The sequence below is a fragment of the Pseudomonas sp. PSB11 genome, from assembly GCF_014596605.1.
Classification (GTDB): domain Bacteria; phylum Pseudomonadota; class Gammaproteobacteria; order Pseudomonadales; family Pseudomonadaceae; genus Aquipseudomonas; species Aquipseudomonas umsongensis.
Window position 1 is genome coordinate 258,645 of the sequence record NZ_NOIO01000004.1, and the last position, 21,326, is coordinate 279,970.

21 protein-coding genes and 1 pseudogene are annotated in these 21,326 nt (G+C 62.7%); 5 read left to right on the top strand and 17 right to left on the bottom strand.

Features of this window, described 5'->3' with window-relative positions; translation table 11 throughout:
• Positions 1–26 precede the first annotated feature (26 nt).
• A complete protein-coding gene (locus tag CGA21_RS07875; protein WP_188263907.1) occupies positions 27–836 on the top strand; it encodes a helix-turn-helix transcriptional regulator in 810 nt (269 codons plus the stop codon).
• Positions 837–848: 12 nt separating this feature from the next.
• Here the strand turns inward: CGA21_RS07875 and CGA21_RS07880 are convergent, their stop codons facing one another.
• On the bottom strand, positions 849–1,544 hold the full coding sequence (locus CGA21_RS07880) for a tRNA (adenine(22)-N(1))-methyltransferase (protein ID WP_317451686.1): 696 nt from the start codon (positions 1,542–1,544) through the stop codon (positions 849–851).
• 189 nt (positions 1,545–1,733) lie between these two features.
• Between CGA21_RS07880 and CGA21_RS07885 the strand changes: the two genes are divergently transcribed.
• The gene (locus CGA21_RS07885; protein WP_110747209.1) at positions 1,734–2,033 is read left to right on the top strand and encodes a hypothetical protein; all 300 of its coding nucleotides are present in this window, start codon (positions 1,734–1,736) and stop codon (positions 2,031–2,033) included.
• Between the two features lie 266 nt (positions 2,034–2,299).
• On the opposite strand, the gene CGA21_RS07890 is transcribed toward CGA21_RS07885, so the two are convergent.
• The 9 genes and pseudogenes from CGA21_RS07890 to CGA21_RS30350 form a co-directional block, all read right to left on the bottom strand.
• Positions 2,300–3,856 carry a sensor domain-containing diguanylate cyclase gene (locus tag CGA21_RS07890; protein WP_110747211.1) on the bottom strand — a complete coding sequence of 519 codons (1,557 nt, stop codon included), beginning with the start codon at positions 3,854–3,856 and terminating at the stop codon, positions 2,300–2,302.
• A 30-nt stretch (positions 3,857–3,886) separates the two neighbouring features.
• Positions 3,887–5,500 carry a mechanosensitive ion channel family protein gene (locus CGA21_RS07895; RefSeq protein WP_188263909.1) on the bottom strand — a complete coding sequence of 538 codons (1,614 nt, stop codon included), beginning with the start codon at positions 5,498–5,500 and terminating at the stop codon, positions 3,887–3,889.
• 135 nt (positions 5,501–5,635) lie between these two features.
• Entirely contained in the window at positions 5,636–6,652 is a 1,017-nt protein-coding gene (locus tag CGA21_RS07900; RefSeq protein WP_188263910.1) for a succinylglutamate desuccinylase/aspartoacylase family protein, read from the bottom strand.
• Positions 6,653–6,667: 15 nt separating this feature from the next.
• Positions 6,668–7,642, bottom strand: a complete 975-nt coding sequence (locus tag CGA21_RS07905; RefSeq protein WP_411157060.1) for a DMT family transporter — start codon at positions 7,640–7,642, stop codon at positions 6,668–6,670.
• Complete coding sequence (locus CGA21_RS07910; RefSeq protein WP_188263912.1) at positions 7,639–8,337, bottom strand: ABC transporter permease subunit; 699 nt, start codon at positions 8,335–8,337, stop codon at positions 7,639–7,641. The genes CGA21_RS07905 and CGA21_RS07910 overlap by 4 nt, the downstream gene beginning before the upstream one ends.
• 18 nt (positions 8,338–8,355) lie before the next feature.
• A complete protein-coding gene (locus CGA21_RS07915) occupies positions 8,356–9,069 on the bottom strand; it encodes an ABC transporter permease (protein ID WP_188263913.1) in 714 nt (237 codons plus the stop codon).
• 156 nt (positions 9,070–9,225) lie between these two features.
• Positions 9,226–10,014, bottom strand: a complete 789-nt coding sequence (locus tag CGA21_RS07920) for a transporter substrate-binding domain-containing protein (protein ID WP_033042786.1) — start codon at positions 10,012–10,014, stop codon at positions 9,226–9,228.
• 26 nt (positions 10,015–10,040) lie between these two features.
• A complete protein-coding gene (locus CGA21_RS30345) occupies positions 10,041–10,802 on the bottom strand; it encodes an ABC transporter ATP-binding protein (protein WP_256874111.1) in 762 nt (253 codons plus the stop codon).
• A 60-nt stretch (positions 10,803–10,862) separates the two neighbouring features.
• Positions 10,863–11,615 (bottom strand): annotated as a pseudogene (locus CGA21_RS30350) (pyridoxal phosphate-dependent aminotransferase); the annotation flags it as partial.
• Positions 11,616–11,784: 169 nt separating this feature from the next.
• On the opposite strand from CGA21_RS30350, the gene CGA21_RS07930 reads away from it, so the two are divergent.
• From CGA21_RS07930 to CGA21_RS07940, 3 genes are read left to right on the top strand one after another with little or no spacing between them, the layout of a single operon-like run.
• Positions 11,785–13,338, top strand: a complete 1,554-nt coding sequence (locus CGA21_RS07930) for an efflux transporter outer membrane subunit (protein WP_188263915.1) — start codon at positions 11,785–11,787, stop codon at positions 13,336–13,338.
• Positions 13,335–14,456 carry an HlyD family secretion protein gene (locus CGA21_RS07935; protein WP_188263916.1) on the top strand — a complete coding sequence of 374 codons (1,122 nt, stop codon included), beginning with the start codon at positions 13,335–13,337 and terminating at the stop codon, positions 14,454–14,456. The genes CGA21_RS07930 and CGA21_RS07935 overlap by 4 nt, the downstream gene beginning before the upstream one ends.
• Complete coding sequence (locus CGA21_RS07940; protein WP_188263917.1) at positions 14,446–15,495, top strand: DUF2955 domain-containing protein; 1,050 nt, start codon at positions 14,446–14,448, stop codon at positions 15,493–15,495. The genes CGA21_RS07935 and CGA21_RS07940 overlap by 11 nt, the downstream gene beginning before the upstream one ends.
• A 74-nt stretch (positions 15,496–15,569) precedes the next feature.
• On the opposite strand, the gene CGA21_RS07945 is transcribed toward CGA21_RS07940, so the two are convergent.
• From CGA21_RS07945 to CGA21_RS07975, 7 genes are all read right to left on the bottom strand, one after another.
• A complete protein-coding gene (locus CGA21_RS07945) occupies positions 15,570–16,022 on the bottom strand; it encodes a YMGG-like glycine zipper-containing protein (protein WP_110747231.1) in 453 nt (150 codons plus the stop codon).
• A gap of 43 nt (positions 16,023–16,065) precedes the next feature.
• A complete protein-coding gene (locus CGA21_RS07950; RefSeq protein ID WP_110747233.1) occupies positions 16,066–16,413 on the bottom strand; it encodes a Rieske (2Fe-2S) protein in 348 nt (115 codons plus the stop codon).
• Between the two features lie 2 nt (positions 16,414–16,415).
• On the bottom strand, positions 16,416–16,727 hold the full coding sequence (locus tag CGA21_RS07955; protein WP_020799500.1) for a YciI family protein: 312 nt from the start codon (positions 16,725–16,727) through the stop codon (positions 16,416–16,418).
• A 3-nt stretch (positions 16,728–16,730) separates the two neighbouring features.
• Positions 16,731–17,603: an intradiol ring-cleavage dioxygenase gene (locus CGA21_RS07960; RefSeq protein ID WP_110747235.1), complete on the bottom strand. Its 873-nt coding sequence runs from the start codon at positions 17,601–17,603 to the stop codon at positions 16,731–16,733.
• 35 nt (positions 17,604–17,638) lie between these two features.
• The gene (locus CGA21_RS07965; RefSeq protein WP_110747237.1) at positions 17,639–18,706 is read right to left on the bottom strand and encodes a maleylacetate reductase; all 1,068 of its coding nucleotides are present in this window, start codon (positions 18,704–18,706) and stop codon (positions 17,639–17,641) included.
• An 8-nt stretch (positions 18,707–18,714) separates the two neighbouring features.
• Entirely contained in the window at positions 18,715–20,178 is a 1,464-nt protein-coding gene (locus CGA21_RS07970) for an aldehyde dehydrogenase family protein (protein WP_188263918.1), read from the bottom strand.
• 89 nt (positions 20,179–20,267) lie between these two features.
• A complete protein-coding gene (locus CGA21_RS07975; RefSeq protein WP_110747241.1) occupies positions 20,268–21,287 on the bottom strand; it encodes a hydroxyquinol 1,2-dioxygenase in 1,020 nt (339 codons plus the stop codon).
• Positions 21,288–21,326 lie beyond the last annotated feature (39 nt).

Genomic DNA, 21,326 nt, shown 5'->3' on the forward strand with positions numbered 1-21,326 from the left:
GACTTTCGGCCCCCTTCTTAATTACTATGGTGTGTATGAACCCTCTTAACCGCCTGCAACCGCCATTCCCGCCTGAACCGGTGCGCCGTATCGAGGTCGGGCCATGGGCGATCGAACTGCTACCGGGCAGCGCCTACGCGACCCGATATATCGCGAACCAGTCGGCGATTGGCTTTGCCTTCGACAGCCAGCGCGGCCTGCACGCCATCGGCAGCGATCGGGTACAACCCTTCATTGCCATGCCCAACGGCTTGGCGTTCGTCCCCACCGGGTGTGACGTATTGTCTGAATCGCCAACGGGCGGTGAGTACCTGCGGGTGATCCGCACCGATGGGAGGGTGTTGCCGGGGGATCGGGCCTTCAACAACCGCATCGATCCCCAGGCGACCGCCCTCGCCCTGCGCATGCGCGGTGCGCTGTTGCAGGCTGGGGTGGCCGACGATTGGGAGGCCTGGGCACTCGCACTGGCTGAACGCGCCACAACGAACCCAGGCTTGTCGACACCGCTGCAAGGCTCGCTAACGCCCTCCCGCATGCGCCTGCTCGATGAGTTCATCGATGCCGGCCTTGACGGCCCGCTGGGTGTGCAGGCAATGGCGCAATTGCTCGGGTTGTCCGAAGGCTATTTCATGCGTGCGTTCAAGCAGGCGACGGGGCAAAGCCCGCACAGTTACCTGATTGACCGGCGCCTTGCCAAGGCGCGTGCCATGATGCGCGATTCGACCGCGAGGCTGGCGGACATTGCTCACGCCTGCGGTTTCAACTCCCAGGCGCACATGACCACCACCTTCAGGCAGCGTCTTGGCGTGAGTCCGGCGCAGTTGCGTGGTTGCTAGTCCCGGTTGGGGTTAAGCCAGCAGTTCAGTGATCCATCGGGCCTGCCGGGCGATGTCCTGCACCTTCTCGTCCGGCACGGCCTGCCGCGCCCGCGCGAAATGGCCCAGGGTCTTGTGCTTGACGCACAGCATTCGCTGCCACTTGGCCAGGAACACCGGGCTGCGGGCCTGCATCTGCAATGGACCGAAGTACAGTTCCTGGGCGCTATACACCATCGGTTCGGCGCGCTCGGCGACGATGATTTCGTAATAAAAGCGATTTTCCCGCAGCACTTCCTCACAAAGGATGCGGTAGCCATTTTCCATCAGCCATAGGCGAAGTGGCTGTTCGCCGCCGTTGGGCTGCAGGATAAGGCGTTCCTGGCCGCTCAGGCGTGCCTTGCCACTGTCAAGAATGTCGCGGATGGTCTCGCCGCCCATGCCGCAGACGCTGATCGCCGTGATCTTGTCCTGCGGCTCGATCGCCGCCAGGCCATTGGCCAGGCGTACGCTGATCCGTGCGTGCTGGCCGCTCTCGCGCACCGTGCGTTCGGCCGCGTGGAACGGCGTCACCGCTACTTCACCGGCCACTGCCGACGCAATGACGCCACGGCGCATCAACGCCACCGGCAGGTAGCCGTGGTCCGAGCCGATATCGGCCAGGCGCGCACCGGCTGGCACATGCGCCGCCACGCGCTCAAGGCGCATGGACAATGTCTGTTCGTTCAACTGCCGCCCCTTTTGACCCCGAACGTGCGGCGCCTTTGGCCGCATGGGGGCGCGATTTTGTCGAGTTACACCGTGCATTTCAAATTTATGCGACAAGGGCACCATGACTGTTGATCGGCGGCCCGCTCATCAAGGGCCAGGCCGACTAGACTAATCAGGCACGACAGCCGCTTGAGCAGGGGAAACGCGATGACCGCGATAACAGTGCGCCAATGCTCGTCATGGGTTCTGCCCTCCCTCATCGCCATCAACCTGGTGCTGACAGCGGGATGTTCAGGCAAGACCGCCACGGCCCGTTACTCAGCCTCGAACATGGGCTCAAGCTGCTATGCCAAAGCACTGCCTACCGCTGGCGAAGGCGGTCTCGCCTGGGGCTCGACCTTGAGCATCGCGCGGCAGAAATCCCTGAACAACTGCATCCGCTATGCCGGTCGCTCCGGCGGCACACCCAGTACCTGCCAGGTGGTGTTGTCGGAGTGCAGGCATTGATCCGAGAGTCAGCACTCCTGCAGGAACGTGCCTGCCCCGGGCGGCGTTCCAACGAAAAACCCTCGGTCACCGGGGTGAGTCAGGTTATCCGGGGCCTCATTGACGTCCATCGCGAGCTAGCTTGCTCAGGTGGTGGTCTGGTGGTTGACCGCGGAAACGGCCTTAATCCTCTGTAGGAGCGAGCATGCTCGCGATGGACTCAAGTGCGCCGCGTTCAACCAGTAAGCACGCGTAATCGTTGACCACCCTCGCGAGCAAGCTCGCTTCTACAGGGCCTTGGTCATCGCAATGCCTTTTCGCCCCAGTTGCTTGACTCCATACATGGCCTGGTCGGCAGCCTTGAGCAAGGTATCGAGCGTCTGCCCATGCAGCGGACACAAGGCAATGCCGATGCTGCACGAGAGTGAGATCTCGCCCGCGCTGGTAATGATGGACTGGCCGATCGCCTCGAGCATCTTCGATGCCTTGATCTCGGCATTTTCCGGGTCGTCCAGGTCGGTCACCAGCACCACGAATTCATCGCCCCCATAGCGGGCAACGGTGTCCCCGGTGCGCGTGGCCCCCAGCATGCGACTGGCCAGCGCCCGCAGGACCTGGTCGCCGACCTCATGGCCGAAATGGTCATTGATGTCCTTGAAATGATCCAGGTCGATCAGCAACACGGCAAATGCAACCCGGTCGAGCTTCCAGTGAGTCAATGCCTGATCGAATCGATCGGCAAACAGGTAGCGGTTGGGCAGATCGGTGAGGACATCGTGGGTGGCCAGGTAGGTTGAACGCTGGTGCTCGACTTCCGCTCGTTCCAGTGCCTTGAAATGCCGGATCAGCAGCAACGGAATTAGTATGAACGAGGCACCCAGTAGCACCAGCAGCAGCAAGGTCTGTCCGCTCAGGACGTCTGCCAGACGCAACTGTCGTTCAAACAGCAAGGTCATGGGCTGGGACGCACTGTGAATTTCGACCTGCTCCTCAAGCAGCGGCAGGAAAAAACGGTCGACAAAACCGGCCTGTCCGCGCCCGGTCGCAAAGACATGGCTTTCAGTCCCCGCCGCGGTCTGCAGCACAGCGCGAATGTTTACTTGCGGGTCCACGTTCGCATGGATCACCGCATCCAGCAAAGACCCCGTCCTGACCAACAGCAAGGCGACCATGGTACTGCCGAAGAAATTCGGCCGGGAGCTCTCGCGCACCCGTTCAGGCCGGCTGACCGATTGCATCAGGATGAACGCATCGCCGCCCTCGTACATGGTGAACACCGGTGATACCACTGGCTTGGGATTGTTGTAGGTGCGGGCCAGCGCGTATGACAGATAGTCGACGGTTTCCAGCCTGACGCCGTAGATCGCATTGGCCTGCGCAAGCACCGGATACATGAACAACACCGGCCAGGTCTCTCGCAAAAAGGCCTGGTGCCGTGCCGGTTGCCGGGTAAGGGTGGGGAAATCCTTGAGCGTGAAATCGGGTCGCCAGGTGCGACGCAGCATTGCTTCGAAGGCCGACTGCTCTGCCAGGGGCACCGCGCGCGCCGCTTCGAGCATGTACAGATGCGGGTAAGCGGACATCACCGCGGCGGCATAACGCGCCGCCGCCTCGTTGTCGCTCTGGTCGACCGCCTGGAGAAATGCCGAGAAGCCGGCCAATACCGCTTCGTTGGTATCGAGCTGGTTGCGCACGATGCCGGAGATATTCTGCACGTATTCGGCGAAGCGCGTTTCCCGACGCTGTGTTTCGGACTTGAGCAGCAACAGCGCAGACATGCCCATCAAGCCCAGGGCCAGGAGAATGAAGCCTGCGAAGGCATGGTGGCGTTTAGTCAATTTCATGCGGGTATCCAACCGTGGCTCAACTCAGATTTACCGGGTTTTGTGCGCCGGTGCCGTATACCACTGGTCCTTGGGCACCCTCTTCTCCTGCTCTGGATCACCCAGGTAGTGCGGCGACATGATTTGCACCTCGTACTCGTTGAACACGTCCTGGATGTTGGCGTGCAACATGCTCAACAGCACCGCGCGCGGGCGTGGCTGGCTGGGGATGGCCTGGGCCACGAGGCGATACTCGGGATAGAAATCCGACAGGGCGGTCTGGAACACCTGCGGCGGCGGTTCCTCGAGGACCCCGGGGGTGCGCCTGGCCGCTTCCAGCAGCATGGCTTCGACCTGACGCCACGGCGTGTCGTAGCCGATGGTCACCACGGTGTCGACCACATAACCCGGGCCCTGCACGGTGCGCGAATAGTTCTTGGTGACGGTGGCAGTAATCATTGAATTGGGCAGGGTCAGTACTTCCCCAAGGCCGGTGCGAATGCGCGTGGTAAACATGCCCAGCTCCGTCACCGTGCCTTCGTATTCGCCAATGCGCACGAACTCGCCGGGGCGCAAGGTGCGCGTGTAGGTCAGGATCAACCCGGACGCCGCCTGCCCGACCACGCTGGTAGCGCCCAGGGAAATCATCAGGCCGATCAGCACCGACAAACCCTTGAAGGCTTCAGTGCCGGCGCCCGGCAGGTAGGGATAGGCCATGGCCAGGGCAAACAGCCAGATGGCCAGCGACGTCAGGCGTTGGGTCGGTTGCAGGGTTTCCTGGTTCAACCAGCTGAAGGTGCCGGGGGTGGCCATGCGCCTTAGGATCCGACGGGCGAAGACCGTGGTGCCGCGGGCAATGAAAAAGATCGCCAACGCCACGCCCAGTCCGGGTATGGCGCCGACGATGCCCTGGAATAAATAACCGGCGACTTCCAACAGGTAGTTGTTGAGGCTTTCGCCCCAAGGCCGGGTGTAGGGAAAGCGGGACAGGACAAAACCCAGCCATTCGTAGGTCAGCAGCAAGACGACCAGCCAGCGTAATATCCCCAGCAGGCGGCTGACCAGCGGATACAGGTAGTTGGCATCGATCACCTGCACCCGTCCGACTTTCAACGCCTGGGTGTGCCGGTGCATCAGGTCCGGCAGCTTTTTCAGCAAGCGACGGCGCAGGTACGCCATGCCCCAGAGCAACACAACATAGATACCGGTAGCCAGCGCGGCACCCGCCAGCGATTTGAGAATCAAGTGCAGGCTACGGGCTTCCTGGGTTTCGGCCACCACTTGGCGCAGTTTGCCAGCAGCACTTTCAGCCGCCTGCCTGACTGATTCGAACTCGGTGGTATCGACATCCTTGGGGGAAACGATAAACGCGCGCTTGGAACCCAGCAGCACCAGGTAACTATCCTGGATGCCATCAAGGGTGACACCCAGGTCGTCCGCATCATCCAGTGCTTCGTTAATCGCTGTCCTGGCCCGTTTGACCCGGGTCTGCGGCGCTTCACCGAGTAATGCACCACGAAAGACGATGATGCTGCGATTGGCAATTTTCAATTCCGCAGGCGCCGGTTGCGCCTCCAGCGGCGGGGGCGCGTCCTCGGCTCGTAGCAGTACCGACCAGCACATCGCGACAATGACGATCAATGGGGCGAGCAACCAGCTGCGCATGCATCCGTTCCTTACGTCACTGGGTTCTGGACAGGGGTACGTATCGCAGCGTAGTCCAGCGACGGACGGTTGTCAGATATCGTCAACCGGCGTTCAACATGCACGCCGGTGATCGGCCACTGCCGCCGTTGCGCCTCAGTTGGGATCCAGCAACCCGCCGCTCCAGTGCCGCGAAAGGCGACTGCCAGTGAACTTCGCCACCCCCATGCCCCGGGCGATCAAACGATCGCGGTAGCGTGTGACCAGGCGTCCGGTCTGCTCGGCATACAGCACCACTTCGGAGGACGGGTCGCCCGGGCGACGTAGGATTCGTGCAAAGCGCTGTCCCTGCTCGACCCGATCGCCCAGTTCCTTCTCGAAGATCAGCACCCCGGGCTGCGGCGCGACAATGGTCTCCATGTGGCCCATCTCCACGGCCTCGACGGGCCAGTCGGCGGGCGCCAGCGCATCGTCGATGATGCCTTGGCCACAAAGCCAGGCGTAAAGCCCCTGTGCATCCTGCTCGGCAAAACGGTCGCTGACGTCACCCTGCCCTCGCAGCTCCAGGGTCGCGGCCAGGCGCTGCCCAGTCGTGCCGTCGCGCAGCCATGGCGCAATAATCGTTTCCTCGAACGAACCGTCGCCGCCGTCATCCCAGATGATCGCCAGGTCCATCCGCAGCGCCGCCGCCAGTGCACGGCCACGGGGCCAGAAACTGCGGTGCACGTACAGATAGGGCAGCGCTTCGTCATCGGTGTGCAGGTCCAGCATCACATCCGCCGGTGCCGCCAGTTGCACCAGCTTCTGTTGCCACTCCTGGACATTGGTCGAAGGCCGCGGCATAGCGGCCGACCGATCGAAGCCACGGTTGAAGTTCTGACCGCTGGCATCGTGAAAACGTCCCAGGATCCGCCCCTGGCGAAACTGACCGATACCCAGCGGGTTGGCCTGTGGTACCACGGTCACGCTGCCGTTGAGGCGGCCCTGGGACTCGGCCACCTGAAGGCGTTGCATCAACAGGTGCAGGACCAGCATGCCGGCGATTTCATCGGCATGTACCCCGGCCTGCAAGTGCACCTTGGGCCCACCGCGGCCGCCCTCGAAACGCCAGGCACCGACCTGTACCGGTTCACCATTGTTGTTGCGAACCTCGAACGAAACATCCTGCGCCATAAGCCAGTCCTCCTGTCATTGATCCACGACACTCGCTCGGCCGCCATCGGGCTTGCCCTCGGCCGCTTCGGGATAGAGAGGCTGCGACACCGAGCATTCGGCACCGACGACCTCCTGCGACGGGTGCCGGCCGAAAATCATCGCCAGGGTGCCGCTGACCGCGATCAACCCGGCGCCGATCATCAACGACACATCCATCAGCGTGCCCCAGATAAGGCTCGACAGCAGGAACGCCCAGATCAGCCCGGTGTACTCGAACGGCGCCAGCACGGTCGCGGTGGCACGCTGGAAACTGGCGAACAGCAGGAACTGGCCGATGCCGCCCATCAGTCCCGCACCGAGCATGCCCAGCCAGGCTGGAACCGGTGCTGGCGTGTGGGTCCAGGGCAACGCCAGCGCCATACAGATGACGAACACCACGTTGGTGATCAACATCTGTTCGAGCACCGAGGTCTGCTCATCCACCTGGCGCAACTGGATATAGGTGAACGCCCAGCACATCGCTGCCAACAGGGTCAGGACTATCGGCAGCGGATCGCCCATGTCGCTGGGGCGACAAGCAATCACCACGCCGATGAACCCGATGATCAGGGTGAACCACTGCCAACCGTTGACGCGCTCCTTGAGAATCGCCATCGCCAGCACCGTGACCATGATCGGTGCCGAGAAATACAGGGTGGTCATCTCCGCCAGGGTCAGGTCGCGGGCCGCCGTGTAATACAGCAGCCAGGCAGCGATCGACAGCAAGCCGCGCACCACCAGCAGCCGCCGGCTGGACGAACGCCAGGCACGCCGAACCAGTTGCAAACGGCCGAGCAGCAAACAGGCGAGCACCACCACCAGGGCGCGCCAGAACAGAATGGTGAACACCGAATAATCGGCCACCAGCCACTTGATACCGGCATCCTGCAAGGACAGGAACGCGTAGCCCAATGTGCACAGGCCGATGCCTTGCAAGGAGCGGTCAACCAATGGCGTGCTCTTCATCATGCAGACCTGCGAACCGGGGTGCCACGACGCTCGGCGAAGGCGAAAAGCGCCTCGATCAGGAACGTCAGGCACACGTAGACACCGGCCACCAGCAGCAACGGCTCATACACCTGCAGGGTTTGGGCGCGCACCACGTTGGCCGCGCCCAACAGATCGATCACGGCGATGGTCGAGGCCAGGGCCGTGGATTTGAGCAGCATCACGGTTTCCCCAGCCAACGTCGGCAACAGCAAGCGCAGCGCCCGGGGCAACCGCACCCGCAACAGGGCCTGGCGCGGGGTCATGCCGAACGCCGAAGCCGCTTCCATTTCGCCTTTGGGCACCGCCAGCAAGCCACCGCGGATCACTTCGCCGACATAGGCCCCCACCGACACCACCAGGGCGAACACGATGTACCAGTAACCATCACGCAAGTATGGCCAGAGGAAACTGCCGCGAATCAATGGAAACTGCGCAAACAGACTGCCCAGGCCGTAGTAGAAAATGTAGATCTGGATCAGCAAGGGGGTGCCGCGGGTCACGCTGGTATAAAACAGACTGATCTTGGCGATGACCTTGTTCCTGGAGATCCTGGCCAGCGCTACCAGCACCGCCAGGAAAAAACCGAACACGCTGGCAATCAACAGGATCAAAAGGGTCGTTTGTAGCCCGCGGGCCAACAGCGATGCGTATTCAACTATCCACGTTGGAATCATTTCATTCTCTCTGCCGGTTCAGTCGACAAGTGGCATCCAGCGACGAATACGTCGCTCGAGCCGTCCCGACAGGTAGTTGGAAGCCAGCGTTACCGCGTAATACAGCGCCGCGGCCGTGAGGTAGAACAACAGGTAATGACGCGTCGAGCCTGCGCCTTGCCGGGCGGTGTACAACAGTTCGTTGGTGCCGACCACGCTGATCAGGGCGCTGTCCTTGATCAGGTTGATCCACAGGTTGGCCATCCCCGCCATCGCATAGGGCGCCATGATCGGCAGCGTGACGCGGCGGAACAAAGCGAAGCCGTGCAGCCCGAAGGCTTTTGCCGCTTCGATCTGGCCGAAAGGAATGGCCTGGATCGCCGCGCGAAAAATCTCCGACGCATAGGCGCCCTGCACCAGGCCTAGCACCACGATCGCCGCCAAGGGGCCGCTGACGTTCACCGCGCCGTAACCCAGCGCTGCCATCAGTGCGTTGAGCAGCATGGAGCCGACGTAGTACAGCAACAGGATCAGCAGCAGTTCCGGAACCGCGCGGAACAAGGTGGTGTAACCGCGCGCCAGCGCGGCAATCGGTCTTGGCCCGCCCAACTTGAGGCAGGCCACGACCAGGCCGATGGCCAGCCCGAGCACGAAGGCCCCGGCGGATATCTGCAGGGTCATCGCCAGTCCCTTGAGCAGCGCCGCCCCCCATCCTTGCTCGCTGAAACCGATCAAATCGAACATTGCAGGCATGTTGCTCTCCAGTCAGTTTCCTTGAAGGCGCCACTTGCCCCTGTGGGAGCGGGCTTGCTCGCGAAAGCGGTATGCCATTTAGCGATGATGTCGACCGCCACACCGCCTTCGCGAGCAAGCCCGCTCCCACACAGGATCTGTGTACAGATCTGGCTATCAGAACGCCGGCTTCACGCTCGTGCCGAAGTAGCTTTGGGACAGGTCGTCATAATCCTTGCTCGCCAGCAGCTCCTGGATGGCTTTGTCGAGTTTGGCCTTGAGCTCGGTGTCGTCCTTGCGCAGGCCTGCGCCCACGCCCTTGCCGAAGATCGGGTCGTATGGCACGGCGCCGAGGTAATCCAGGTTGCTCTTGCTGGCATCCGGGGTCTTGACGAAGGCCGCCATGGCGGTGCCGTCGGCCATCATCAGGTCGAGGCGACCGGCGATCAGGTCGGCGTTGACCGAGTCCTGGGTGTCGTAATACTTCACGTCGGCGATTTTTTCGTAGTAGGTCTTCAGGTAGCTGGCGCTGACCGTGGAGTTCTGCACGCCGATGGTCTTGCCCTTGAGGTCGTCCGGGTATTTCTTGACGACAGCGTCCTTCGGTCCGACAACCGCCACCACGGAGTCGTAGTAGGCCTTGCTGAAAGCGATCTGTTTTTCCCGTTCTTCGGTCACCGACATCGAGGAAAAGATCACGTCGATTTTCTTCGCCAGCAACGACGGAATAATCCCGTCCCATGCCACTTCCTTGATCTCGCACTCGGCTTTCATTTCGCTGCACAGCTTGTGGATCAGGTCCACTTCAAAACCTTTCCATTCGCCGTTGGCCTGCTTCTCGGTGTACGGCGGATAGGGTTCGGCGGCGACCGCGAACCTGATCGGTTGTGCCTGCGCCGCGCTCATGCCAGCCAGCATTACAGCGGCCGCGCCAGTCAACCAGTTTGCCAAACGTCGATTTCCCATGGTTTTTGCCCCGTCTTTTGTTGTTTTTAGCGAGTTTGATGAGCGTTGACGAATTGCCGGCAACGCTCGCTGCGTGGGTGTACGAACACGTCGTCCGGCGTACCGGTTTCCTCGATCAGCCCTTGATGCAAAAAGGCGACTTTGGAAGAAACATCGCGGGCGAAGGCCATTTCATGGGTCACCAGGATCATGGTCCGGCCTTCCTCGGCGAGAGAGCGGATCACCCGCAGCACTTCCCCGACCAGTTCAGGGTCGAGTGCCGAGGTGGGTTCGTCGAACAGCATGACCTTGGGCCGCATGGCCAGGGCCCGGGCGATGGCCACCCGTTGTTGCTGCCCTCCGGAGAGAAAGGCCGGGTACTCGTTGCGCTTGGCCGCCAGCCCCACCCGTTCAAGCAAGGCTTCGGCGCGCTCGGTCGCCTCCGCCCGGCTTTCGCGCAAGACCTGGGTCGGCGCTTCGATGAGGTTTTCCAGGACCGTGCGATGGGGCCAGAGGTTGAAGTTCTGGAACACCATGCCCAGGCTGGACCGGATGCGTACCAACTGTTTGGCGTCCGACACCAGCGGCGCGCCGGGGCGGGTGTGGTTCAGGTGAATGCTTTCGCCATCTACCAGGATGCGTCCCTGGTCCGGGACTTCGAGCATGTTGATGCAGCGCAGCAAGGTGCTTTTGCCGGAGCCGCTGGCGCCGATCAGCGAGATCACCTCGCCCTCGCGCGCCGTCAGGGACACGCCCTTGAGCACCTCGATGTTGCCGAAGCGTTTGTGCAGGCCTTCGACTTCGATCATGGTTCGCGCGGTGACCGGTTCGCTGACCGGCCTGCTCGTCACGCCGCTGACCACAGGCCGTGGTCCCTGGGTTTTCAACGCCAGGACAAAATCATGGATACGCTCGCAGGTCCTGGCCAACACCAGGGATTCGGCACGCGCCACGAGGGCAGGATCAGCGATGATCCAACCCATGTGCCAATCGGCCATTGGGTGGGATTTCGCCAGGCTACCCATCACCACACAACGCTCGGCCATGCCCGGCGCTACCGTGAGGCTGAGGTTTTGGTGCTGCAGTGCCAGGTCCTCATGGACTTCATCGATGACCACCCACAGGTCATGGGCAACGGCGAGTCTGGCGATGGCTTGCAATGTGTCGTGCTTGAGCACCGTGCTGGACAGGAAAATTGCCCGGGTGCGCGGGGTAATCGCCTTGGCCAGCAGCGCTGCATCAACGGACGCCACCCGCACCAGCGTGGCGCCGCAGGCCTTGAGCGGCGCGTCGCAGGTCGGGTACATCGGATCGACGACAATCACCTCGTCCCCGGCGGCAAGCAGGCATTTCGACGTGATGAACAAGGCGTCTTGCGCCCCTGTCAGCGTGATCACGTTGGTGGCGTTGAGCTCACGCCCCAACAGCCTGCCGTAGTGCCCGGCGAGCGCTTCACGTAAAACCGGCCGATCGTTAAGTTCGCTGCCGTGGGGGTCATCAATAGCGGCTACGCCTTGTTCCGGGATCCGCTCAACAAAGGGTGAAAACCGCATGCCAGTGCCTCGTTCAAGATGAAGAAACGCAAGCCCGCAACCAGCCGGGAAAGAAGGTGAAACGAACATAGTTCAAGCTGAACACTCGTTCAACAGAAAACTGATGGCGGTTCGCGTTCAGCGCAAACAGGTCGTTTTTACGACAGTCGCGACGTTTTTACCTATTGGTTGGCAACGCCATGCAGAAGGCAAGCCGACGACTATGCTGCTGTGATGTCCTTTGGTTGGAAAACGCCCAATGCAATCAGCTACATCCACGTGGATGCGACGCCGCCAGCTACTGCTGTTAGGCGTAGTGGTCCTCGGCGGTTGCGTACGACTCGGGCCGGACTTCCAGCCGCCCGGCGAAGACTGGGTCGATCACTGGAACACCCCGGCCCTTGAGCATGCCAGCCAACGCGGGGTGTACCCGGACACCCGCCAATGGTGGCAAATTTTCGCCGACCCGGTGCTCGACCGGTTGATCGCCGAGTCGGATGCGCGCAATACCAGCCTGAAGATCGCCGGTTTGCGCGTGATGGAGGCCCGCGCGCAATTGGGCATCGCGCAAAGCGGGCGATACCCGCAACTGCAGCAGATCAGCGCTGACAGCGTCTACATCAACCGCCATCAATCCGGCGGAGCCAACCCGGTAGACAGCCATTTCTGGCAGCACAGCGCCGGATTCGATGTGGGCTGGGAACTGGATTTCTGGGGACGCTTCAGCCGTGCCATCGAAGCCGCCGATGCCAGCTACTTTGCGGCTGAAGCCAACTATGACGACGTGCTGGTCCTGGTGCGGGCGCAGGTCGCCGACTCTTATTTCTTCCTGCGCACCACCGAGGCACGCCTGCGCGTCGCCAACGAAAACGCCCGCCAACAGCATCGCAATTACGAGATCACCGAAAGACTGTTCAACAGTGGGCAGACCGCCGAACTTGACCTGCAACAAGCCAAGACCCAATACCTGGGCACGTTGAGCACCATTCCTGTACTGGAAGATCAGCTGTCTCGCACTCGCAATGCCTTGGCCGTGTTGATCGGCCAGCCGCCCGGTGCGCTGCCACTGGTGGTCGACAACAGCGAATTGATCCCGCTGGTCGATCGCGCCGTTTTGCAGGATGTCCCGGCCAATCTGCTGCTGCGCCGGCCCGATGTGCGTGCGGCCGAGCTGAACGTTGCAGCACAGTCGGCGCTGATCGGCGTCGCCGAAACCGATTTCTACCCGGCCCTGACGTTGCTCGGCAGCATCGTCTGGTCGACCGATACCTTGAGCGGAACCTCGCGCAGTCTCGACCTGATCGGCGGCCCGAGCCTGCGCTGGAACGTGTTCGACTACGGCCGCATCAGCAACAACGTGCGCGTGCAGGATGCGCGCTTGCAGCAGTTGATCGAAGCCTATCGCGACAAGGTACGACAGGCCGCACGCGAGGCGGATGACGCCGCCAACGGCCTGACCCGCGCCCTGCAACGTGAGCGCATCCTGCGCGATGCGGAAAAAGCCGCGCAACGCTCGCTGGCCCTGGCCAACACGCTCTACCGCGAAGGTTACTCGGACTTCCAGCGGGTGCTGGATGCCCAAAGGGCGCTGCTCGAACTGCAGGACAGCTACCTGCTCAGCCGAGGCGATGCGGTGAGCAATGTAATTGCCCTGTACAAGGCCCTGGGCGGCGGTTGGTACAGCGCCCAGCCCAAGGTCGACCGCGCCACGCGCCAGCAGATGGAACAACGCACCGACTGGGGCGACCTGCTCGCCGAGCCCCCGGCGCAGCAGCCCGCCTTCCCTTTGCCCAATCAGGTGAAAGAACCATGACTGAAGCCGCGCCTTCCCCCCAGCCCGCACCGCCCGCCGCCGACCCGACGAAAAAAGGCATCAAGTGGGTGTTGCTGCTGATCGTCCTGAGCCTGGCCTGGTACCTGTTGGCTGACCGCTTCACCCCCTATACCCAGCAGGCTCGGGTGGGGGCGTTTGTGATTCCGGTGGCGGCGGAAGTCGCCGGCCGGGTGACACGTGTCAACGTGCGCAATAACCAGGATGTGCAGGCCGGCGAGGTGATTTTCGAGATTGACCCCCAGCCGTACCAGATCGCCGTGGATCGTGCGCGCGCCGACCTGGAATCCACCCGCCGGCAGATCGGCGCCAGCACCGCCGGTATCGCCTCGGCACAAGCCAGTCTGCGCGCGGCGCAGGCCAACGAGCTCAAGGCGCGACAGGACAATCAGCGTCTCGAGGGCTTGTACCGCGAAGACCCCGGGACCATTTCCGTGCGCCTGCTGGAGGTGTCCCGCGCCAACCGCGAGGCAGCCGTCAGCCAGGTCGCCGCGGCCCGCGCCGAAGTGCAGCGCGCCCGTGAGCAGGAAGGCGGCAGCGAGGAAGACAACGCCCTGTTGCGCAGTGCCGCGACCGCCCTGTCGAAAGCCGAGCTGGACCTTTCCAACACACAGATTCGCGCCCGTTCGGCTGGCTTGATCACCGACCTGCGCACCGATGTCGGCCAATTCGCCGCGGCCGGCAACCCGGTGATGACCCTGATCGCGATCCACGATGTGTGGATCAGCGCCGACATGACCGAGAACAACCTGGCGCTGGTCCGGCCGGAAACCCCGGTGTCGATTGCCCTCGATGCGCTGCCCGGCGAAGTGTTCCAGGGCCGGGTACGCAGTATCGGCTACGGCGTCAGCGTGGGTCAGCCGACCGCGCCCGGCAGCCTGCCCACGGTGCAAAACAGCCGTGACTGGCTGCGCCCGGCCCAGCGTTTTCCGGTGGTCATCGAGTTTTCCCCCGAGTCACTGACCCTGCTCAAGGACAACCGTGCCATCCGTTCCGGCGGCCAGGCCGAAGTCATGGCCTTCCCTGCCGAAGGCAACGTGCTCAACCCGCTGGGCCGCTTGTTCCTGTGGCTGATGAGCTGGTTGTCTTATGCCTACTGAGCGCTCGCCCAGGGTGCAGCGCGCGCTGCGCCTGGCCTGTGGTACGGCGCTGTGCCTGGCCGCGAGTTTTGGCCTGGCTATGCCCATCCCGTTCCTCGCGCCGGTGCTGGGGGCATTGTTGCTGGTCAGCCTCAATCGCCCGTTGCCGTTCAAGGCCACCCTGGTGCTGGCGCTGACCGCGATGCTGACCACCGGCATCGGCCTGCTGCTGATCCCGCTCCTGCGTTACTACGCCTTCAGCGGTGTGCTGTTGATCGGCGTCGGCCTGCTGATGGTGTTTCGCTTTGGCCAGCGGGGTGGCAATAACCTGGTGGTGACCTTCCTGGTGATCGGCCTGACCATGATCCCGGCGGCCGGGGTCGCCGACTTCGGCCTGGCCGCGACGGTGATCAAGGCGTTGACCAGCGGCTTGCTTCTGGCGGTCCTGGTCGGAAGGGTCAGTCACTGGCTGTTCCCGGAACCCGCCAACGCCCCGACGCCCCCGCCCGCCCCGGCATTGTCTGAGACAGACGTCGACCGCGTCGCATTGCGCGCAACCCTGATCGTGATCCCGACCTTCCTGCTGGCACTGATCGACCCCGCCAGCTACCTGCCCATCGTCCTCAAGGCGGTGAGCCTCGGCCAGCAGAGTTCCAGCACCAACGCCCGCGACGCCGCCCGCGAACTGATTGGCTCGACCTTGCTCGGCGGCCTGCTGGCGATTGCGTTCTGGAGCGCACTGACGGTCTTCGTGCACCTGTGGATGTTCTTCCTGTGGATGCTGCTGTTCGCCCTGATCCTGGCGCGCAAGCTCTATGGCCTGAGCCCGGGGCGGTTGAGCCCGGGCTTCTGGCTCAACACCTTGATCACCTTGATTATCCTGTTGGGCCAATCGGTCCAGGACAGCCTGGCGGGCAAGGATGTCTACACCGCCTTTGCGGTGCGCATGGGGTTGTTCATTGCGGTAACGTTGTATGCGTGCCTGATGGTGTATTTGCTGGATCAGCGGCAGAACATTCCCTGTAGGAGCGAGCATGCTCGCGATGGTCATCAACGATAACCTGGGAAACCTGGCACCCCGCGGTGTTCTCAGGTTTTTCGCGAGCATGCTCGCTCCTACAAGTACGTGAAAGTTCACGGATTGACTTGGTAACCCTTGCCCTGCAAGCAACTGGTATACGCCGTCGAGGTGTTCGCAGCGTTGGTTTTCTCCTGCGCCCGACGCTCCTGGCGCTGGCGCGAGCCGCCGACCACGGCGCCCGCCGCCGCCGTTTCCTTGGCGCGGTTCTGCCGGTAGTCCTGCTTGGTATCGTCATCGACACGATCATAGAACTCGTCATGCTGACGACCGCGCACCTGGGCCCCGGCCGCGCCGGCCGCCGCGCCTACTGCCGCACCCTTGATCCGTCCACCAGAAGGTGTCGAGGTGGTCGATGCACTGCTGGCGGCGATGCTGTTGCATTCGTTGATATCCAGTTGAGTCTGTTGCGAAGTCTGGCCCTTCAGCGGTACTACCGTCTGGGCCCATCCCTGGGCACTGCAAAACGACAGTGCGACGCACAGGCCGATGGGTGACAACCTTTTCATGATGATCTCCTGATGGGCGTGGTTCACCCTGAAACAGTGTAGTTCAGCCCTCCTCACCCACCTCCATCACCAGGCTGTTTTCCACCCAGCGCACCGGCACAGGCTCCAGCCGCGCGCCTTGGCACGGCCCATCGATACAGTGCCCATCCTCGAAACGAAACATCGCGCTGTGATGCGCGCACATCAGCACCTGGCCGCGATAGGTGCAGAATTCCTGCGGGCGATAGTCCAGCGGCACGGAAAAATGCGGGCAGCGGTTGATGTACACCCACACCTGCTCGCCCTGGCGCACCGCGACGAGGCCGGCGGGATGCAGGTGCTGGTGCTGCGGCAGCCCCAGGGCGCCGCCGTCGGCGATGTCTTCCCGTTGGCACAAGGTGATGACGGTCATGCTCAGCCCCGCCGTTCCGGATTGCCGAGACTCCAGTGCCAGGGACGAATCTGGATGCTCGAAAACAGCCCGGCCTGGACGTAGGGATCGTCCTGGATGAACGATTCCACCTCGGACAGACTGCCGGCTTCGATCACCAGCAGCGTGCCATTCATCGCCAAGCCTGCGTCATCAAGGGTCGGGCCTCCCAGGCGCACGACCACGCGGTGTGCATCGGTCCCACGCAAATGCGCCTGGTGGCTGGGCCGCAAGCGTTGGCGCAGGGCCAGGGAATCCGGGTGATCGGTGGCGAATACGGCAAAAAACTGGCCCATGACTCACGCCACCTCCATGACGAATTCGTAGCACGCACGCTTGAACGGCAATGGCATGCCCAACCGCGCGGACAGCTCATCGTGGCGGGTACGATCCTCGTAGATCACCTGCAACGACTGTTTGACCCCGAACACCGCATCGGATGCCAGGTACGGATCATCGTGATTGAACAGATGGGTCACCAGTTTGCGATACCCCGGCGCCTCGATCATGAAATGCAGGTGCGCCGGCCGCCAGGGGTGCCGATTGGCGGCCTCGAGCATACGCCCCACCGGGCCATCGGTCGGAATCGGATAACACACCGGGACAATCGTGCGGATCGCAAAGCAGCCGTCGGCGTCGGTGCGATAGCGCCCGCGTAGATTGCCAAATGGCTGTTCTGTGTCCTGGCCCGAATACATGCCGTTTTCGGCGGTCTGCCAAACGTCCAGCACCGCGCCGGCCAGGGCATTGCCCTGGGTATCGACCACCCGTCCGCGCACCAGCGCCGCCTCGCCCGGGGTGAAGGCCATGTTCTCGCCGAACGCGCGCTCGGGCATGCCTTCGATGTAGAACGGCCCGAACACCGTGGTCTCGGTGGCCGTGGCGCTGTGGCGATGATTGATCGCGTCGACCAGCATCGATACGCCGAGGGTGTCCGACAGCAGGATGAATTCCTGGCGCACCAGGCCATCGCATTTGTGACCGGTTTCGGTCAGAAAGCGAATGCCTTCGAACCACTCCTGCTCGGTCAGCTCGACCTCACTGACGAATGCATGCAGGTGGCGAACCAGGCTTTGCATGATTTGCCGGTAACGCGCATTGGGCGCGTCGCCGAAACTGTTCACCGCCTGCTCGGAGATGAGTTTCTCGATTGCTTTGTCTTCATCGGTCATTGTTTTTATTCCGACAGGTGCTGGCGCACGGTTGATCAGGCTGGCGCCAGCCCCTTCAGGGCACGGGTCAGCAGCGCTTCGATCGGGCCTTGTTCGAACGGCCGTGGATTGTAGTAAGGGCTGGCGCAGGCGATTTGCGCGGCTTCAGCCGGGCCGTTTGCCGGGAAGCCGATGTCGGCCAGTGCCAATGGAATACCCAGTTTCTGGTTGAGTGCATACAACAACGCGCCCACCTCGCCGGCCTCGCGACCACCCAGGGCCCGCGCGGCACGCTGCAACGGTTCGGCGGCGGCCTCACGGTTGTAATGCGCCGCATGGGGCAGGACGATGGCGTGGGCCTGGGCATGCGGCAGGTTGAACGTACCGCCCAGGGTGTGGCAGAGCTTGTGGTGCAAGGCCATGCCGACCGAACCCAGGCAAATGCCCGCCAGCCACGCGCCATATAACGCCTGGCTGCGAGCGTCGGGATCGCCGGGATCCTTGACCACTCCCGGCAATGCCTGCGCCAGCGAGCGGATCGACTCTTCGGCCATGAAACCGATGATCGGGTTGGCATCCTCGGCGTACAGGGCTTCCACCGCGTGGGCCATGGCGTTCATGCCCGAACAGGCGGAGATCTGCGCCGGCAGGGTCAGGGTCAATTGGGGATCATAGATCACGGTTTTCGGCAGCACCCGTGGGTCGCGTCCGGTTTTCTTCAGGCGGTTTTCGGTCAGGCCGTAGATCGGCGTCATCTCCGAACCCGCATAGGTGGTTGGCACCGCCACAATCGGCAACCCCGAATCCATGGCGATCGCCTTGCCCAGGCCAATGGTCGAGCCACCGCCGATGGCCACGCAGCAATCGGCATCCAGGCGCGCCGCCTCGATGCGCGCCGCTTGCGCCACTTCCAGCGGCACATGCATCACCGCGTGCGGGTACACACCCGCGGCACGTTCACCGAGTAACGCCGCGACGCGTTCGCCGAGCCCGTGCTGTTCCGGCGTGGTGAGGATCAGCGCCCGTCGGGCGCCAAGGCGCTCGATTTCTTCAGCCAGTGCCGAGAGCTTGCCCCAGCCGAACACCACGCGGGTCGGCAGGCTTTGGTAAACAAAAGGATTCATGGCCGACCTCAGCGTTTGAAGTGTGGGGGGATTTTCGCGTCGACGTTGACCCACACCGAGCGCGCTTCGGTGTAGTCGTGGATCGCTTCAAAGCCCATTTCCCGGCCATAACCGGACTGCCCTACGCCGCCAAACGGACTGCCGGGGCTGACGCGCTTGTAGCAGTTGATCCAGCACATGCCCGCGTGGATCGCGTCGGCCATTTTATGCGCGCGGCTGAGGTTCTGCGTCCACAGGCCGCTGCCCAGTCCGTACTCAGTGCTGTTGGCAATGGCCAGCGCTTCTTCGTCGGTGCGAAAGCGCACAACCGTGACGAAGGGACCGAAGACTTCTTCCTGGCAGACACGGTCACCCGGCTTGGCCTCGACCACGGTAGGTTCGACATAGAAACCCTTGGCCAGGGCCTGGTCGTCCGGTGCCTTGCCACCTGCGAGGATCTTGCCGCCCTGCTCGATCGCGATATCGATGTAGGCCAGCACCCGGTCGCGGTGCAGGGCCGAGGTCAGTGGGCCCATTTCGGTGTCAGGGTCCATCGGGTCACCGAGGCGGATCGACTTGGCCAGGGCGATGAAGCGTTCCAGGAATGCATCAGCGATGTCTTCATGCAGAATCAGCCGCGAACCGGCGATACAGGCCTGGCCCTGGTTATGGAAGATCGCCCAGGCAGCGCCGTTGACCGCCGCTTCCAGATTGGCGTCTTCAAATACAATGTTCGCACCCTTGCCACCCAGTTCCAGTTGAATGCGCTTGAGGTTGCTCTTCGACGCTTCAACAATCCGCCGACCGGTCGCGGTTGAGCCGGTAAAGGCAATCTTGCCGACGTCCAGGTGCTCGGCCAGCGCCTGGCCCGCGGTATGGCCGTAACCCGGCACCACGTTGACCACGCCTTTGGGGAAGCCGACTTCGGTCATCAACTCGACAATGCGCAAGGTCGACAGCGGCGTGATTTCCGAGGGCTTGATAACGATGGTGTTGCCCGCCGCCAGCGCCGGGCCCATCTTCCAACTGGTGAACATCAACGGAAAGTTCCAGGGCACGATCTGTCCGACCACGCCAATCGGCTTGCGCTGCACGTAATTGAGGAACCCGGCCTCCACTGGAATCACCGCGCCTTGGATCTTGTCGGCCATGCCGCCAAAGTAGCGGAAGCACGCGGCGGTGCGCGGCACATCGAGGCCACGGGAATCACGGATCGGGTGCCCGGTGTTCAAGGACTCCAGCTGCGCCAGTTCTTCGCTGCACTGCTCGATTCTGTCCGCCAGTTTGAGCAACAGGCGCCCACGCTCGGCGGCACCCAGGGCCGACCAGGCCGGGAAAGCACGTTTGGCGGCGGCCACCGCGAGGTCGACGTCGGCGGCTTCGGCGGCGGCGATGCGGGTGATCAACGAGCCGTCATGGGGCGACACGACATCGATGGTGCCGCCGGCGACCGCATCCACGAAGCGGCCATCGATATAGAGCTGATTTTGCATAATGGTTTCCTCGCACCGCGCTAGGACGCAGTGTTTGACGGGATGGCTGAGTGCATGGCCCGGCGCAAGGCCGGGCAAGACACCGGGTCTTAGAACTCGATCGGATACGGCTTGAGTTCGCCGCTTTCGTAGCGTTGCGGCAGGTTCGGCGTGGCGTTTTCCCAGACCAGCAACATCGAGCGCTTGGTCGAATAGCCCTGGTGACGAATGTCCGCGGGCATGGCGCAGATATCGCCGGCGCGCATGGTGATGCGCGCACGGGGGTTGCCGTCGTCCTTGTCGCCGACATCCCAGATGATCTCGTCCGATAGCTGCAGGAACCACTCGATGCGGTCATTGCCATGGAACACCGGCAGGATGAATTCTTCGGTGGTCGGGCAGAACAGGCTGGCCTTGCACACCGAGGTCACCGAGGGGTTCCAGGTCACGTCGGAGCGCGACAGGTACTTGTGCAGGTTGAAGGCATGCAGCTGGCCTTCGAAACCTTCCGCTGGGTGAATTTCCGGCTCGTCCTGCGGCACATCGATGAACTGGCGGTTGACCGGCAGATCGTTGCGCAGCGGCGAATCATCCGGCAGGCCGGGCATGCGCCGGGTGGCGATACGGAAGCGCTCGATGGCCTCGATGTTGTTGCCGTTCTTGCGACCGAATGCGCTGCCGGTTTCTTCCGGTGCGGCGAAGGGGTCGAAGGTGGCGTTGGTCCAGTCGCGCAGGATCGCCTTGAATGTCGCCATGATCAGCGGCGTTTCGAAGTTTTCGGTGTAGTTGACCCCTGCCGCCTTGAGCGTGCCGTTGAAGGTGCCGGCGTACAGGTCGACCTTGCCGTAGTAATTGCGGGTGCCGATGACGTGGTCGAAGTTGACCCAGCCGTAGAAAAAGCCCCAGGCCACGTCGCGCATCAAGGCACGCAGAAAGGCATCGGCCGGGATCAAGTGCGAGCGGGTCTGGCCTTTGGCGGGCCAGGTAATGCGGGCGAAATACTCGTCGCGCGACAGTTCGAACGCGCCGAGTTTGAAAGAGCGATAACCGGTGACGGGATGGGCGGCGCTGGCCTGGACATCTTCATCGGCGAACAGTGGCGTTTGGGCTGCGGTTTCAAGCATGGCCATGGCGGGATTCCTTTTTTTCTTGTGGGCGGGGACGGTTGG